General features: G+C 71.4%; 12 protein-coding genes and 1 tRNA gene. 4 read left to right on the top strand and 9 right to left on the bottom strand.

The features are described from left to right. Positions 1 to 97 precede the first annotated feature (97 nt). The 3 genes from metG (at position 98) to COUCH_RS04135 (ending at position 5,993) form a co-directional block, all read left to right on the top strand. On the top strand, positions 98 to 1,882 hold the full coding sequence (metG, locus tag COUCH_RS04145) for a methionine--tRNA ligase (RefSeq protein WP_249610769.1): 1,785 nt from the start codon (positions 98 to 100) through the stop codon (positions 1,880 to 1,882). Positions 1,883 to 2,724: 842 nt separating this feature from the next. Continuing rightward, complete coding sequence (locus COUCH_RS04140) at positions 2,725 to 3,585, top strand: hypothetical protein (RefSeq protein WP_249610768.1); 861 nt, start codon at positions 2,725 to 2,727, stop codon at positions 3,583 to 3,585. Between the two features lie 62 nt (positions 3,586 to 3,647). Next, on the top strand, positions 3,648 to 5,993 hold the full coding sequence (locus COUCH_RS04135) for a bifunctional polysaccharide deacetylase/glycosyltransferase family 2 protein (protein WP_430640961.1): 2,346 nt from the start codon (positions 3,648 to 3,650) through the stop codon (positions 5,991 to 5,993). A gap of 130 nt (positions 5,994 to 6,123) precedes the next feature. Here the strand turns inward: COUCH_RS04135 and COUCH_RS04130 are convergent, their stop codons facing one another. From COUCH_RS04130 to COUCH_RS04115, 4 genes are all read right to left on the bottom strand, one after another. Continuing rightward, positions 6,124 to 7,353 (bottom strand): GAF domain-containing sensor histidine kinase, encoded by a 1,230-nt coding sequence (locus tag COUCH_RS04130; RefSeq protein ID WP_249610766.1) that lies wholly within the window; start codon positions 7,351 to 7,353, stop codon positions 6,124 to 6,126. A 192-nt stretch (positions 7,354 to 7,545) separates the two neighbouring features. After that, positions 7,546 to 7,911, bottom strand: coding sequence for a VOC family protein (locus tag COUCH_RS04125; RefSeq protein ID WP_249610765.1), 366 nt, complete (start codon positions 7,909 to 7,911; stop codon positions 7,546 to 7,548). 163 nt (positions 7,912 to 8,074) lie between these two features. Continuing rightward, a complete protein-coding gene (locus tag COUCH_RS04120; RefSeq protein ID WP_249610764.1) occupies positions 8,075 to 8,836 on the bottom strand; it encodes a phosphodiesterase in 762 nt (253 codons plus the stop codon). A gap of 122 nt (positions 8,837 to 8,958) precedes the next feature. Beyond that, entirely contained in the window at positions 8,959 to 9,348 is a 390-nt protein-coding gene (locus COUCH_RS04115; RefSeq protein ID WP_249610763.1) for a VOC family protein, read from the bottom strand. 275 nt (positions 9,349 to 9,623) lie between these two features. On the opposite strand from COUCH_RS04115, the gene COUCH_RS04110 reads away from it, so the two are divergent. After that, positions 9,624 to 10,013 carry a response regulator transcription factor gene (locus COUCH_RS04110; protein ID WP_249610762.1) on the top strand — a complete coding sequence of 130 codons (390 nt, stop codon included), beginning with the start codon at positions 9,624 to 9,626 and terminating at the stop codon, positions 10,011 to 10,013. An 81-nt stretch (positions 10,014 to 10,094) separates the two neighbouring features. Here the strand turns inward: COUCH_RS04110 and COUCH_RS04105 are convergent. The 5 genes from COUCH_RS04105 to COUCH_RS04085 form a co-directional block, all read right to left on the bottom strand. Continuing rightward, positions 10,095 to 10,168, bottom strand: a tRNA-Ala gene (locus tag COUCH_RS04105). 82 nt (positions 10,169 to 10,250) lie between these two features. Further along, entirely contained in the window at positions 10,251 to 11,078 is an 828-nt protein-coding gene (gene sepX, locus COUCH_RS04100) for a divisome protein SepX/GlpR (protein WP_249613556.1), read from the bottom strand. 501 nt (positions 11,079 to 11,579) lie between these two features. Beyond that, positions 11,580 to 12,221: a GNAT family N-acetyltransferase gene (locus tag COUCH_RS04095; RefSeq protein ID WP_249610761.1), complete on the bottom strand. Its 642-nt coding sequence runs from the start codon at positions 12,219 to 12,221 to the stop codon at positions 11,580 to 11,582. Then, positions 12,221 to 13,531 (bottom strand): molybdopterin molybdotransferase MoeA, encoded by a 1,311-nt coding sequence (locus COUCH_RS04090; protein WP_249610760.1) that lies wholly within the window; start codon positions 13,529 to 13,531, stop codon positions 12,221 to 12,223. Before COUCH_RS04090 ends, COUCH_RS04095 begins: the two co-directional genes overlap by 1 nt. Further along, complete coding sequence (locus COUCH_RS04085) at positions 13,528 to 14,454, bottom strand: UTP--glucose-1-phosphate uridylyltransferase (protein ID WP_249610759.1); 927 nt, start codon at positions 14,452 to 14,454, stop codon at positions 13,528 to 13,530. Before COUCH_RS04085 ends, COUCH_RS04090 begins: the two co-directional genes overlap by 4 nt. Positions 14,455 to 14,468: the final 14 nt, after the last annotated feature.

The following is a 14,468-nucleotide window of genomic DNA, read 5'->3' as shown; positions in this document are numbered from 1 at the left end:
AGCCAGCAATTGCGGAGATGACGGGCGTGTCGCCGCAAAAAGGGCGCGCGCCCGTCCGTTCGCGAGCGAGGTCCGCGATTCACTACGCTTGGTCCCCATGAGCCACGTTCTCGCCGCGGTCGCCTGGCCCTACGCCAACGGCCCGCGCCACATCGGTCATGTCTCCGGCTTCGGGGTTCCCTCCGACGTGTTCAGCCGGTACATGCGGATGGCCGGCCACGACGTGCTCATGGTGTCCGGCACCGACGAGCACGGCACGCCGATCCAGGTGCAGGCCGACGCCGACGGCGTGACGCCGCGTGAGCTCGCCGACCGCTACAACCGGGTGATCGTCGAGGACCTGCACGGGCTCGGCCTGTCGTACGACCTCTTCACCCGTACGACGACCCGCAACCATTACGCCGTCGTGCAGGAGCTCTTCACCGGCCTGTACGAGAACGGCTACATCGTCGCGAAGACCACGCTGGGCGCGATCTCCCCGTCCACCGGCCGCACGCTGCCCGACCGCTACATCGAGGGCACCTGCCCCATCTGCGGGTACGAGAGCGCCCGCGGCGACCAGTGCGACAACTGCGGCAACCAGCTCGACCCCGAGCAGCTGATCAACCCGCGCTCGCGGATCAACGGCGAGACGCCGGAGTTCGTGGAGACCGAGCACTTCTTCCTCGACCTGCCCGCGTTCGCCCAGGCGCTCGGCAAGTGGCTGGACACCCGCGAGGGCTGGCGCCCCAACGTGCTGAAGTTCTCCAAGAACCTGCTGGAGGACCTGCAGCCCCGGGCCATCACCCGCGACCTCGAATGGGGCGTACCGATCCCGCTCGACGGCTGGCGCGACCGCAACGACAAGCGGATCTACGTCTGGTTCGACGCGGTCATCGGCTACCTGTCGGCGTCGATCGAGTGGGCCCGCCGCTCGGGCGACCCGGAGGCGTGGCGCAAGTGGTGGTCCGACGGCGACGCCCGCGGCTACTACTTCATGGGCAAGGACAACATCGTCTTCCACTCGGTGATCTGGCCGTCGCTGCTGCTCGGCTACTCGGGCGAGGGCGACAAGGGCGGCAAGCCGGGTTCGCTGGGCGCGCTCAACCTGCCGACCGAGGTGGTCTCGAGCGAGTACCTGACGATGGAGGGCCGCAAGTTCTCGTCGTCCCGCAAGGTCGTCATCTACGTCCGCGACTTCCTGGAGCGGTACGACGCCGACGCGCTGCGCTACTTCATCGCGGCGGCCGGCCCGGAGTCCAACGACACGGACTTCACCTGGGCGGAGTTCGTCCGGCGCAACAACGACGAGCTGGTGGCGGGCTGGGGCAACCTGGTGAACCGCTCGATCTCGATGGCCGCCAAGAACTTCGGCGCGATCCCGGAGCCGGGCGAGCTGACCGCCGAGGACCGGGCGCTGCTCGAGGTCGCCGAGGCGGGCTTCGCGACGGTCGGCGAGCTGATCGGCAAGCACCGCCAGAAGGCCGCGATCGGCGAGGCGATGAAGGTGGTCGCGGAGGCCAACAAGTACCTGTCGGACCAGGCGCCCTGGAAGCTCAAGGATGAGGCGTCCAAGCCCCGGATGGGCACGATCCTGCACGTGGCGCTGCAGGTCGTCAGCGACGCCAACACGCTGCTGACGCCGTTCCTGCCGCACTCGGCGCAGAAGGTGCACGAGCTGCTGGGCGGCACGGGGGTGCACGCCCCGATGCCGTCGATCGTCGAGGTCGACGACCTGGACGGCGGCCCGGCCTACCCGGTGCTCACCGGCGACTACACCGAGGGCGCGAAGTGGGGCTCGGTGCCGCTGGTGCCCGGTACCCCGCTGGCGGCGCCGAAGCCGGTGTTCCGCAAGCTCGACCCGTCCGTCGTGGAGGAGGAGCTGGAGCGCCTCGGCTCCTGAGCGACCCGGCCCAGGCCCGCCGTGTCCCCGGGACATGGCGGGCCCGCTCCCACATCGTGGGCAGGCTCGCATACCGTCCCGCCGCGGTGGCGAGACGACGTCAGCCGGCCGGATGCGACTGCCGTCATCGGCCGCCCGCTCGCCCCGCCTCCTTGATCGGCCACCCGCTCGCCCGGGTCGCCCGGCGCTCTCCTCGGGCCGGCCCACGCGACCCTCGTGCCCTTGGCGGCGCCGAGCCCCCAGCAGCCGGGGCTTGCGGCTCGGCGGTCGGATCTCGCGGCCGGCGCCGGCCCGCGGCCGGCGATCGCGGGGCTTCAGCGATCACTGCGGGGAAAAGCGATCACGGCACGGAAATAGGCAACGCCCCGATCGCCTGCCACGGGGGAAGCGGGCGATAGGGGCGTGCAAGGCAAAGCTTAACGAGCGTCCTTGGCGGACACAACGGGTGGCGTTACTCAAGTATTGGGAATCTTGATGGCGCAATGACCATGGGCTGTAACGGATTGACCACGCCCTGCTAGGCGGGCCGCAAGCTTGCGGCAAAACGGGCATAAGGTTATATTGGGTTTTAAGCCGTGAATGTATTAGTGAATTCGGTTCGGAAATTGCTCGTCCGTGAGTGATTAACACGACAGTAAATCCACACCGTAAATCGCGTAACCTTTCGCGGGCAACGCATTCCCCGCAGGTCAGCAAGCACCCCTGACTCCCGTGCGCACACGGCCGCGATCAGGTCAAACGCTGCGGCTCACCGTTTCGGTGGAATCGCCTCCCGCAGATGGTCGTCATCTGATGGAGTGACGCCCGTCAAGATCTTCAAAGATCTTCCTAAGCTTCGCCGCGTGACATCGCAGGAGCCCCAGAACCCGATTTCCGCCGACGCCGAGATCCTCGACACCGAGGTGATCGTCGTAGCGCAGCCCTCGCCGGTCTTCGTCGACTCGACCGGGCGGCGCCGGCGGGTACTGCGGCGCGTTGCGTACGGCTTCGGCGCCCTCTGCATGATGTACGGCGGACTGGTGAGCGTCAGCCTCGCCGGCGGTCCGGTCAGCTCGAGCGCGGTGCTGCCGCTACCCGACCTGGCGGACGGCGACGACGAGGCGGTCATCGCCCGGCCGACCCCCACGCCCGAACCGGTCTCGGCCACGCCCAGCCGGCGCCCGGTCCTGGAGGTCCTGCCCCGCCGCAACGCACCCGTCACCGGCCACGCCGTGGAGGTCCATACGCGGCCGGCGACCTCGGCGGCCCGCCCGGCATGGACGCCGACCCCGAAGCCCACGACGAAGAAGCCGGTCGCGCCGGGCATCCCGACGACGCCCCCGGTCGAGTCGGGCACCACCAAGCCGGTCACCCCCACCACGCCGGTGACCACGCCGCCGGCGACCGACGACCCGACCCCACCCCCGGTCCCGCCGGGTACGGGCGGCACGGGCGGCGGCACCCCGGTCACCCCCGATGACAACACCGGCGGCGCGAGCAGCGGCGGAGGCGGGTCGGCCGGAGGCGGGACCGCGGGCAGCGGCGGCACCGGCATCAGCAGCGGCGGCGGGACCAGCAGCGGCGGAACCAGCAGCAGCGGATCCGGTGGTGGCAGCAGCACCGGCGAGCCGCCCGCCGTCGAAGCCGCCGGCACCGACCAGTCCACCGGCACGACGGCCGAACCCGCCCCCGACACCGGCAGCGCTGACGGGGCCGGCCGGTGACAGCGCCCCGGAACCGCAACCGCAGCCGGTCCCGGCGCCGGGTGCTCCCCCAGCCCCGCGTCATGCTCGGCGTGCTGCTCATCAGCCTTTTCGTGGGCGTCCTCGTCGTGCAGGCGTACATCAACGCCGAGTTCCGCGGCGACCACGTCGAGACCGAGGTCGGCGACCAGGAGGGCGTACCCCGGGCGATCCTCGACGGCGGCCCCATCGTCAACACCACCGGCGGCCAGGAGAGCTCCAGCCGGCTGCCCGCCCGGACGATCGCGCTGACGTTCGACGACGGCCCGGACCCGGTGTGGACGCCGAAGATCCTCGACGTGCTCGAGGAGAACGACGCGCACGGCACGTTCTTCGTGGTCGGTTCCGCGGTCGCCCGGCATCCCGAGCTGACCCGCCGGATCACCGAGCGCGGCAACGAGCTGGGCCTGCACACGTTCACCCATCCGAACCTGCAGCGCCTCGCGCCGTGGCGGCGGCAGTTGGAGCTCTCGCAGACCCAGGTCGCCATCGCGCGGGCCGCGAACGTGCGCACGAACCTCGTACGGTTCCCGTACTCGTCGAAGCCGCAGGCCATCGACGAGGTGAACTGGAAGATCGTCAAGGAGGCCGGCGAGCGCGGCTACCTGGTCGTCGTCAACGACACGGACAGCGAGGACTGGCAGCGGCCCGGCGTCGAGCAGATCATCCGGAACGCCACCCCGCCCGCCGACACCGGCGCGGTGATCCTCTTCCACGACGCCGGCGGCGACCGCGCCCAGACGATCGCGGCGCTCAAGATCTTCATCCCCATGATGAAGGCCCGCGGATACACGTTCACCACTGTCACCGGGGGCATGAACCGGGCCATCGAGCAGCAACAGGCGGCGGCCGCGGGCGAGGCGCTGCCGCTGCTCCCGCTCAACCCGAAGGCGGAGGCCGCCGACCGCTGGCGCGGCACGGCACTGCTGTGGACCGTACGCCTGGCCGACGGCCTGGTCTGGGTGATCGCGGGCCTCTTCCTCGTCGTGGGCCTGCTCACCATCGGGCGTACGGTGCTCCTCCTGGTGCTGGCGACCCGGCACGCCCGGCAGCGCCGCAGGAAGACGTTCAGCTGGGGGCCGCCGGTCACCGAGCCGGTGTCCGTGATCGTGCCCGCCTACAACGAGAAGGAGGGCATCGAGGCGGCCGTCCGCTCGCTCGCCGGCGGCGACTACCCGGACATCGAGGTGGTCGTGGTCGACGACGGCTCGACCGACGGCACCGCCGCGATCGTGGAACGCCTCCACCTGCCCAACGTGCGCGTGATCCGGGTCCCGAACGGCGGCAAGGCCAACGCCCTGAACACGGGCATCGCGCTGGCCCGGCACGACCTCATCGTCACGGTCGACGGCGACACCATCTTCGAGCCGGACTCGATCCGGATGCTGGTGCAGCCGTTCGCCAGCCCCGCGGTGGGCGCGGTCGCCGGCAACGTCAAGGTCGGCAACCGCGACAAGATGGTCGCGACCTGGCAGCACATCGAGTACGTCATCGGCTTCAACCTCGATCGCCGGCTCTACGAGGTGCTCAACTGCATGCCGACCGTGCCGGGGGCGATCGGCGCGTTCCGGCGTACGGCCCTGGCCGAGGTGGGCGGCATCAGCGACGAGACGCTCGCCGAGGACACCGACGTCACGATGGCCCTGTGCCGGGCGGGATGGCGGGTCGTCTACGAGGAGCGGGCCAAGGCCTGGACGGAGGCGCCGGCGACGCTGGAGCAGCTGTACCGGCAGCGCTACCGCTGGAGCTACGGCACCATGCAGGCGATGTGGAAGCACCGCAGGGCGCTGACGGACTCGGGCGACTCGGGCCGCTTCGGCCGGGTGGGCCTGCCGTTCCTCGCGCTGTTCGGGGTGGCGCTGCCGATGCTCGCCCCGGTCGTCGACATCATGCTGCTGTACGGCCTGGTCTTCTGGGAACTGAGCGCCACGGCGACGGCCTGGCTGGCCATGCTGGCCCTGCAACTGTTCACGGCGGCGGTCGCGTTCCGCTTCGACCGCGAGCCGATGAAGCCGCTGCTGCGTCTGCCACTGCAACAGTTCGCGTACCGGCAGCTCATGTATCTGGTGTTGATCCAGTCCGCGATGACCGCGATGACGGGCGGCCGCCTCCGCTGGCACAAACTGCACCGAGCCGGCTTGGCGGGGGTGAAGTCGGTACCGGTCACCGACACGCCGATCGTCCTGCCGCAGCAGAGCGTGGCGCCGGCGGTCGACACCTGGCCACCGAGCCTCGACACCGTCCCGGCGCCGACCCACCCGGCAGCCGGCCGGGCCACGGCACGGCCGGCGGTGCCGTCCCAGACCCAGGTCATGAAGGCCGAGGACCTTCCGTCGGCCGGCTCGCCCCCGGGCGGCGGCACCGGCCCCGTCTACACGCGCGGGGCCTGAACCGGGCCCGCTCCCGCCCGAACTGCAGCCGGGCGGGAGCGGGCCCGCACCACATCCGGCCGGCCCCCTTGCGCTGTGGTCCGCGGGCTGCCGGTCTTCTGCGCCGCCGCCTCCGTGCCGGCGCTCCCGGTCAGACAGCCGCGAGCTCGGCCTCCTTCTCGGCGAAGGGGAACACCACATGCAGCGACGTACCGTCGCCCGGGCGGTCGGAGAGCGCCACCGTGGCGTGGTGCGCGTCGAGGATGCGCTTGGCCACGGCGAGCCCCTGGTCCGGCCCCTGCACCTCGGACGGGTTGGCGATCGTGCCGTAGTACAGGTGCGCGAAGAGGTCGGGACGGTCACCGTCCGGCAGGTCCATGTCGTCCAGCCGTACCGTCGGGCCCGATTCGATCTCGGTGCCCACGCGCACGCGCCCACCGGGCGGCGTGTACTTCACCGCGGCGAAGAGCAGGTGCATCAGGACCTGCTCCAGGCGTACGGGATCAGCGATGATCGGCAGCGCCGCCCCGCCGGCGTGGTTGAGGATCCAGATCTGTTTCGTGGCGGCGATGGGCCGCACGGCCTCGACCGCCCGCTGGGTCAGCCGGGTCAGGTCGATCGGCCGCATGTGGAGGCTGTCCGCACCGTGCCCGGCGTCCGCCATGGACGTGAGGTGGTCGAGCAGGTCGCTGAGCCCCCGCACGTGCGCCGCGGTGGCCCGGCCCACGAGATCGGCCATCTCCGGGTCGTGCACCCCCTTGTCGCCGAGCTCGGCCAGGTACGACCGCATGAGCCGCAGCGGCGCGCGCAACTGCCCGCCGACCAGCCCGGCCAGGTCGTCCTTGCGGCGCTCCAGCTCCTGCAACCGCGCGGTGGTGTTGGCGAGCGCGACGGCGTACCGCCGCAGTTCGAGCTGCGACGTGACCTGACGGGCCAGCGCGCGCAACGCCTGCAACTGCTCGACGTCCAGCCGCCGAGGGTGCGAATCGACGACGCACAGCGTGCCGAGCGCGAACCCGTCGGTGGTGATCAGCGGGGCCCCGGCGTAGAACCGCACCCCGCTGTCACCGGCGACGGCCGGATGCCCGGCGAACCGGGCGTCCCGGCTGACGTCGGGAACCACCATCAGGTCCTTGCCGAGGATCGCGTGGGCGCAGAACGAGAGGTCCCGCGAGGTCTCGGTCAGATCGGTGCCCAGCCGTGACTTGAACCACTGCCGGTCGGTGTCGATGAGGCTGACCAGCGACATCGGCACCCCACACACGCTGGAAGCAAGCGCGACGATGTCGTCGAAGTCCTTCTCCGGCGCGGAATCGAGGATGTTCAGTTCGTAGAGAGCGGCAAGCCGATCGGCTTCGTTCGTGGGCAAGGGCGCTTGCATGACGGTCACCTCCGAGGCTGCCTCCAGAGATACCACCCATAAGTAGCGAGGCTCACATATCGCTCAATTCGCTCCCGAGTACGCCCGCGCAGGGTCGGTCCAGCGACGCCGCTCCTGACCGCGCCGTCCGCCACCTCGACCCGCCGCCCACCGGGCCGCCCGACCACCGACCCGCTCCGAGCCGCCTACTGCTCACACCGGCCGATGGCACACCGCCTCGATGTTGTTCCCGTCAGCGTCGAACGCGAAGGCCCCGTAGTAGTTCTCGTGATACTCCGGGCGCAACCCGGGAGGCCCGTTGTCCACCCCGCCCGCATGCAGAGCCGCGGCATGGAAAGCATCCACCGCCGCACGGTCGGCCGCCGTGAACGCCACATGCACCCGGTGGGAGGGCTCGCGAACCGCCAGCCAGAAGAACGGTTGCCCGCTGTCGTCGCCGAAGCCGACGAGCTCGGGCGCCTGGCTCACCACCTTGATGCCCAGCGGCCGCAGCGCGTGCTCGTAGAAGAACCGGCTCTCGTCGAGGTGGTGCACCCCGAGAACGACATGATCGATCATCGCTCCCCCTTCCAGCGGTGGACGTCGAGCACGCGGGCATCGACCGTGCGTGGACATCGACCGTATAGCGCGGGTACGACACTTCCTCCGACCTCTGCGCCGAGCGGTGCCCGCCATGCGCCGAGCAGGCCCGGCCAGGAAGCCGGAGGCCGAACGGACAAGATCAGTACGCCCCCAGCAACCCCCCGGCATGGCTGACCTGCACCGTATGCGTGACACAGTCATCCCCGTCGATCATGTGCAGCAGGAACCCGGTCGGCTCGGCCACGTACCCCGGCGGCGCATCGGAGTTCAGCAGCAACCCGGACTGCCGCCAGGTACTGGGCGCGATCGTCATCACACTCCCGCCGAACGCCGCGGTGATCGGCCGGTGGACGTGCCCGGCCATGATGCGTGCCACGTTGCCGTGCTCGGCCACGACGTCCCGCAGCCGTTTGCCGTCCAGCAGGCGCATTCCGTCGAGGAAGGGGATGCCGATCGGCATCGGTGGATGATGCAGCCCGATCAGCGCGGGCAGTCCGGGACGCGCCGCGAGAACCCCGTCCAGCCAGTCGAGCTGCTCCTCGCCCAGCCGCCCGGCCGGCGACCCCGGGATGAGCGAGTCGAGCGCGACGAACGTGAACTCCGGGTACTCGACCGAGTAGTAGGGCTCGCCCCCGAACGCCCTGATCATCGCGTCGCGGTCGTCGTGGTTGCCGGTGGTCAGGTGCAGCGGGAGCGGAAAGTCGCCGATGACCTCTTTGAGCGCCGCGTACTCCTCTTCCCGGCCATGATCGGTGAGGTCGCCGGTGACGACGACGCAATCGGGCCGCGGATCGAGGGCCATCACGCGGGCGAGGGCGAGCTGGAGCCCGGCGGCCGGCCCGCCGCCCAGCGGCCCGGTGGTCAGATGCGAGTCGCTGAGCTGAGCGATGAAGGAGGTCATGCCGTCATGTGATCCGGCGAGGCGGGGGCCGGTCAATCGATCGGTCAAAAGCCCTACAACGTCAACATCAAGACATTGACGGTACGCCCTGAGCATGATGCATTTGGTACCGCGGCGAGACGCTACTCGCTGGTGTCCACGTACAGGCAGAACGGGTGACCGTCCGGATCGAGCATGACCCGCACGGTGTCCTGCGGTTGATGGTCCGCTTCCCTGGCACCGGCTTCCGTGGCGAACCGGACGGCCTTCTCCAGATCGGGCACCTCGATGTCGAGGTGCATCATCATCTGCTGCTTGTGCGACTTGTTCGGCCAGGTCGGCTGCTCGTAGTCGGGCGAGCGCTGGAAGGCGAGATATTCGACGTGGTCGCCCAGCGGCGCGAGGGCCACGAAGTCCGGCCCCTCCTTGACGATCTTCCAGTCCATCAGCGCCGAGTAGAACTCCGCCAGGGCGAGCGGATCGGGAGTCTCGAGCACCACGCCCCAGAAGTGCGATGAGTTTCGTCCCAGCATCCGTGCAGTCTGCCCGGCCGTACGCCCCCCGCGCACCGTGGCGCGCAGGCTCTTGGCTGTATCGATATGTCGCAATGATCATCTCCTTCCGGAGCGTCACCCCCACCGGCCCGCCGGACCCGCCGCCGAGGGTCGACCGGTCCCCGCCGGACGCGTCCTCGGGCCCCCGGCCGAGCGGGCCATCGGGCCGCCGCCACCCCGCCCGGAAGATCCGCTCCTGTGATGCAACTCGGCACCCTCTGCGGGATCGCGCCACCCCGCCGATGTGCGGGCCCATGAACGAGAACCTGATCCTCGTGGCCGAGGACGACCCGGACCTGCGCGACATGATCACGTACACGCTGGAGCGCGCGGGCTACACCACGGTCGGCGCCAAGGACGGCAGCACCGCGGCGCGCATCATCCGGGTCGCCCACCCGATCGGCATCGTCACGGACGTGCGCATGCCGGCCCTCAACGGCATGGAACTCTGCCAGCTCGTCCGTCAGGACCCGGAGTCCCGCAACGCCGCGGTGCTGATGGTCTCGGCCAACAGCCACCTGCACGACATCAACGCGGGCCTGCACTCGGGCGCGGACGGCTACCTCCCGAAGCCCCTCTCCCCGCGCCGCCTGGTGGCGGAACTGGAAGGCCTCATCGCCCGCCGCAGGATGATCGACTCCTGACCGGCCGGGGCGTACGCACGGAAAAGGGCACCACATGGAGAAGGCCACCTCCGCAAACGGAGATGGCCTGAACTCTTGGGGTGGAGCTGTGGGGATTTGAACCCCAGACCCCCTCGATGCGAACGAGGTGCGCTACCAGACTGCGCCACAGCCCCCCGGCCCCGTAGGACCGCAGCAAGGCTAACAGGTCGCCGGTCCGCCCCGCGAATCGCCCTCCCGTGTCGCGCCGCGAAGATCTCAGGCCGGGTAGGAGCTGCCTCGGCCGCCGGCTTCGTAGGCCCGGCCACGCAGTCCTCCCGTACGCCGGTAGGAAACCGACGCGCCGTTGACGGCGGCGGGAAGGTCCGTTGGGTCGCGGTCGAGGCCCATGGCCGTACGGCGTACGGCTTCCTTCTGCGCGGCCAGCCGGCGTTGCGCCTCCCGGCGTGCTGCCGCGCGGCGAGCCTGCTCCCGGCGCACCTCGGCCTGCCGGGCCGCGAGCCACGCCGCCTCCCGGGCCTCGATGCGCCGGCGGCGGCGGTCCGCGATCGCGCGGTTGCGCAGGTGCACGAGGTACACGCCGAGCAGCGCGGCGGTCACCGCGAAGCTGATCCAGAACCCGGGGCCGACCGCGAGCACGCCCACCAGCTCGATGAGGTTGAGCAGCAGCAGCGCGGCGAACACGCGGCGCCGGCGGACGACGGCCGGCGTCTGGCGGCGTGCGGGCGGACGCCGCCGGACGGGCCGGCGCGAGGTGACCACCCGCAGCCGCCGGGCCGGGGGCGCGGAGACGGGGGCGCCGGAGACCGGGGCGACCGGATCGCGCCCCGGGCCGGCGGGGGTGGCCGCCACCGGCGCAGCTTCACCCGTTAGGGTCCGCGACGTAACCATGTACTGGCGGCCAGGGTTGACCGGTCGGCGTCCGGGCACAGTACGGCGCCGACGGCGGCGCTGCAGCACCCGAGCCGTCGACGACGCCCGCTCCGCGGCCAGGCGCTCGGTCGCGTCGTACCGGCGGACGAGCGCCGGCGCGAGGGCGAGCAACCCGGCCGCGGCGAGGACGGCGAGGAGCACCGAGGTCGGCACCCTCACCCCTCCCGTCAGCCTCGAACCGTGCCGGGCGGTCGCCGCCCGGTCACGAAAAAGTCGCAATCTCCCCGAGATTACGGGCGAGAGCTGCGGATACCGACGCGGCGCGCCGGTCCCGTAACGTCCTGATGATCAATTCCTGGATGCGGGCCCGGATCGGCCACGCTCACTCCCGCTCCCGCCGGCAAGCTCCCGGACCTCTCCCGCACGCCCTCGAGCACGGTCAGCACCGCGGCCGGCCAGCCCGGTCATCCCACTCGCCCGGCTCGGCTCCGCACCGCCCGGCCCTCCGGCCCGGCACCGCACCGCCGCCCGGCGCTCCGACCCGATTTCGCACCGCCCGGCGCTCCAACCGGATTTCGCACCGCCGGGCGCTCCGAGCCGGATTTCGCACCGCCCGGCGCTCCGTTCCGGTGACCGCGCCGACCGGCGCTCACGGGCCCGCGCCCAGAGGCCGTCCAGCGCCCAGCCGACCGCCCCTGCCGGACCGCCGGAACGTCACTTAGCCGCTGTACGCAGCCTCCGCCACCGCGCGACCAGCCCACCCTCAGCGGCCACCTCTTCGCTGGTCATCGCGTATCCGAGGTGGTCACGCCACGCGCCGTCGATGTGCATGTAGCGCGGGTGGTACGCCTCCTCGCGGAAGCCCAGTTTCTCCACGACCCGCCGGCTCGGCCCGTTCTCCGGCCGGATGTTGATCTCGACCCGGTGCAGCCCGCCCGCCCCGAACGCGTGGTCCACCGCGAGCGCCAGCGCCGTCGGGATCACGCCGCGGCCGGCCACGCGGGAATCAACCCAGTAGCCCACGTACGCGGAACTGAACGCCCGCCGCACGATGCTGCCCAGGTTGATGTGCCCGACCAGCCGTTCCTCCCCGGCGTCCTGCCGCAGGCAGACGGCGAACGGCATGCTGTCGCCGCGCCGGGCGGCCCGCTTCATGTCGCGGTACACGTAGAGGTAGGCGCGCGGGGAGTTCATCTCGGCCCACGGCCCGGGCGGCGCCGATTCCCAGGGGCTGAGCCACGCCTGGTTGGCGATGCGGACCTCGGACCAGGCGCGGGCGTCGCTGCGCCGGTAGGGCCGCAGCAGCACGGGCCCGTCCGCCAGGACGGCAGGCCATCCGGGCGTGGACCCCAGCATCATCGCCTCCGGTCGAGCAGCAACACGTCGACGGTCGACCCGGCAGCCGCCGCGGTGACCCGCTCGCCGAGCACCAGCAGACCGTTGGCTTCGGCGAGGCCCGACAGAGTGTACGGCCCACCGGCGAGCGGCTGCACCGTGTAGCCGCCGCCGCGCCGTTCCGCTACATGCGCGGGGCGGAACTCGCGCAGCCCGCCCGGCGACGACACCGTCTCCAGGAGGTGAGCTTTCACGCTGGGCCGGAACACCGGCTCGGCGCCGGCGAGCAGTTGGATCACCGGCCGGGCTAGCACCTCGAAGCCGATCAGGGCGGCCCCGGGCTCCCCGGGCAGGCACACGACCGGCACTTCCTCGCCGCCGACCGTGCCGAAGCCGAGGGCCGCGCCGGGGCAGAGCGCGACGTCGGTGAACTCGACCGCTCCCCGGCCCGGGTCGCGCCGGGACAGCACCCGGCGCAGCATGTCGCCCGGTCCCGTACCCGTGCCCCCGGTGGTGATGATCAGGTCGGCCCGCAGCGTCTGGTCCTCGAGCAACCCCCGCAGGCCTTCCGGGTCGTCGTCGCAGATGCCGATCCGGTACGCGAGAGCTCCGGCCTCCACGGCCGCGGCGGTGAGCGCGTGCGAATTCGCGTCCACGACCTGTCCCGGCTGGCTGGGCCGGCCCACGTCGACCAGTTCGTCGCCGGTGGCCACCACGACGACGCGGGGGCTGGGCCGGACCACGACGTGCCCGATGCCGGACGCGGCGAACACCGCGACCATGGCGGGCGTCACGTACGAGCCGGCGGTGGCCAGGACCCGGCCGACGGGCAGTTCGTCGCCCGCCCGCCGGACCCCGGAGCCACGCTTCGGCGCGTGCATGATCTCCACCGCCGCCATGCCCTGGTCGGTCCAGTGCACGGGTACGACGACATCGGCGCCGATCGGCAGCGGCGCACCGGCCGCCACGGAGAAGCACGTCCCCGGGGTCAGCCGGACGGGCCGCCAGCTGGCCGCGCCCAGGTCGCCGACGACGTTGAGGCGTACGGGTCGCAGCCCGCCCTCGAACGCCCCGAACGACGGGTGCGAGCCGATCCGCCCGGCGGCGGCGAGGTCCTCCCAGCGGGCGGCGTACCCGTCGATCGCGGCCTGGTCGAAGGCCGGGTACGGGTGCGGGGCCAGCACGTCGTTGGCGAGGACGTTGCCGTGCGCCTGGGTGAGGTCGAGGTCGAGCGGAGGCAGCGCCCGCAACCTGCGCAGCACGCTGCCCAGGTATTCGGCGAGAGGCATCAGCTCGTTGGCGGCCGCCTCGGCATCGGCCGTGGCCGTCATCCCTTCGCACCGCCGGTTTCCGTGGCCACGAACTCGGTCAGCCACTGGCGGAAGTCGGCGCCCAGGTCGGGGCGCTTGGCCGCAATCTGCACGACCGTCTGCAGGTAACCCAGCGGCATACCGGTGTCGTAGCGGTGCCCGCGGTAGACGATGCCGTGCACGGGTACGCCGTCGGCGAGCAGCTGTGCCATGGCGTCGGTCAGCTGGATCTCCCCGCCGCTGCCCGGCTTGGTGTTCTCGATCGCCTCGAAGATCGCCGCCGGCAGCACGTACCGACCCACCACGGCGAGGTTGCTGGGCGCCTCCTCCGGCGAGGGCTTCTCGACCAGCCCGGTGACCTTGACGATGTCCTCGCCGCGGCCCTCCTCCGGAGCGACGGAGGCGATGCCGTAGCGGTTCGTCTCCTCGGGCGAGACCTCGATGAAGGCGAGCACGATGCCGCCCGTCTCGGCCTGCAGGTCCAGCATCGCCGGGAGCAACGGCTGATCCTCGTCGACGAACTCGTCACCGAGCAGAACGGCGAACGCGTTGTCGCCGACGTGCGAGGCGGCCACTCCGACGGCGTGACCGAGACCGAGGGCCTCACCCTGCCGGCAGGTGTAGATGTCCGCGAGCTCGCTCGTCCGCCGTACGGCCGCGAGCCGTTCCGTGTCGCCCTTCTCCTCGAGCCGCGCCTCCACGTCGGGCCGCCGGTCGAAGTGGTCGACCATCGACGTCTTGCCGCGGCCGGTCACCAGCAGCACGTCGCTGAGGCCCGCGGCGGCCGCCTCCTCCACGATGTACTGGAGAACCGGACGGTCTACGACAGGCAACAACTCCTTCGGGACGGCCTTGGTGGCCGGCAGGAATCGGGTGGCGAGCCCGGCCGCGGGAATGACGGCCTTCACGGCTCGACGGCCGGTCGCATGCGCCTGCGTGGACATCTGAGGTCACCGCA

The sequence above is a fragment of the Couchioplanes caeruleus genome (assembly GCF_023499255.1).
Lineage (GTDB): Bacteria > Actinomycetota > Actinomycetes > Mycobacteriales > Micromonosporaceae > Actinoplanes > Actinoplanes caeruleus_A.
The sequence above is the reverse complement of the archived record's forward strand: the minus strand, read 5'-3'. Positions and strand labels throughout refer to the sequence as shown.

Excerpts from the sequence above, each read along its gene's own strand:
- COUCH_RS04130 (WP_249610766.1), bottom strand. The coding sequence starts at position 7,353 with ATGCAAGCGCCCTTGCCCACGAACGAAGCCGATCGGCTTGCCGCTCTC.
- metG (WP_249610769.1), top strand. The coding sequence starts at position 98 with ATGAGCCACGTTCTCGCCGCGGTCGCCTGGCCCTACGCCAACGGCCCG.
- COUCH_RS04085 (WP_249610759.1), bottom strand. The coding sequence starts at position 14,454 with ATGTCCACGCAGGCGCATGCGACCGGCCGTCGAGCCGTGAAGGCCGTC.
- COUCH_RS04090 (WP_249610760.1), bottom strand. The coding sequence starts at position 13,531 with ATGACGGCCACGGCCGATGCCGAGGCGGCCGCCAACGAGCTGATGCCT.
- COUCH_RS04125 (WP_249610765.1), bottom strand. The coding sequence starts at position 7,911 with ATGATCGATCATGTCGTTCTCGGGGTGCACCACCTCGACGAGAGCCGG.
- COUCH_RS04120 (WP_249610764.1), bottom strand. The coding sequence starts at position 8,836 with ATGACCTCCTTCATCGCTCAGCTCAGCGACTCGCATCTGACCACCGGG.
- COUCH_RS04115 (WP_249610763.1), bottom strand. The coding sequence starts at position 9,348 with ATGCTGGGACGAAACTCATCGCACTTCTGGGGCGTGGTGCTCGAGACT.
- COUCH_RS04110 (WP_249610762.1), top strand. The coding sequence starts at position 9,624 with ATGAACGAGAACCTGATCCTCGTGGCCGAGGACGACCCGGACCTGCGC.
- COUCH_RS04095 (WP_249610761.1), bottom strand. The coding sequence starts at position 12,221 with ATGCTGGGGTCCACGCCCGGATGGCCTGCCGTCCTGGCGGACGGGCCC.
- COUCH_RS04135 (WP_430640961.1), top strand. The coding sequence starts at position 3,648 with ATGCTCGGCGTGCTGCTCATCAGCCTTTTCGTGGGCGTCCTCGTCGTG.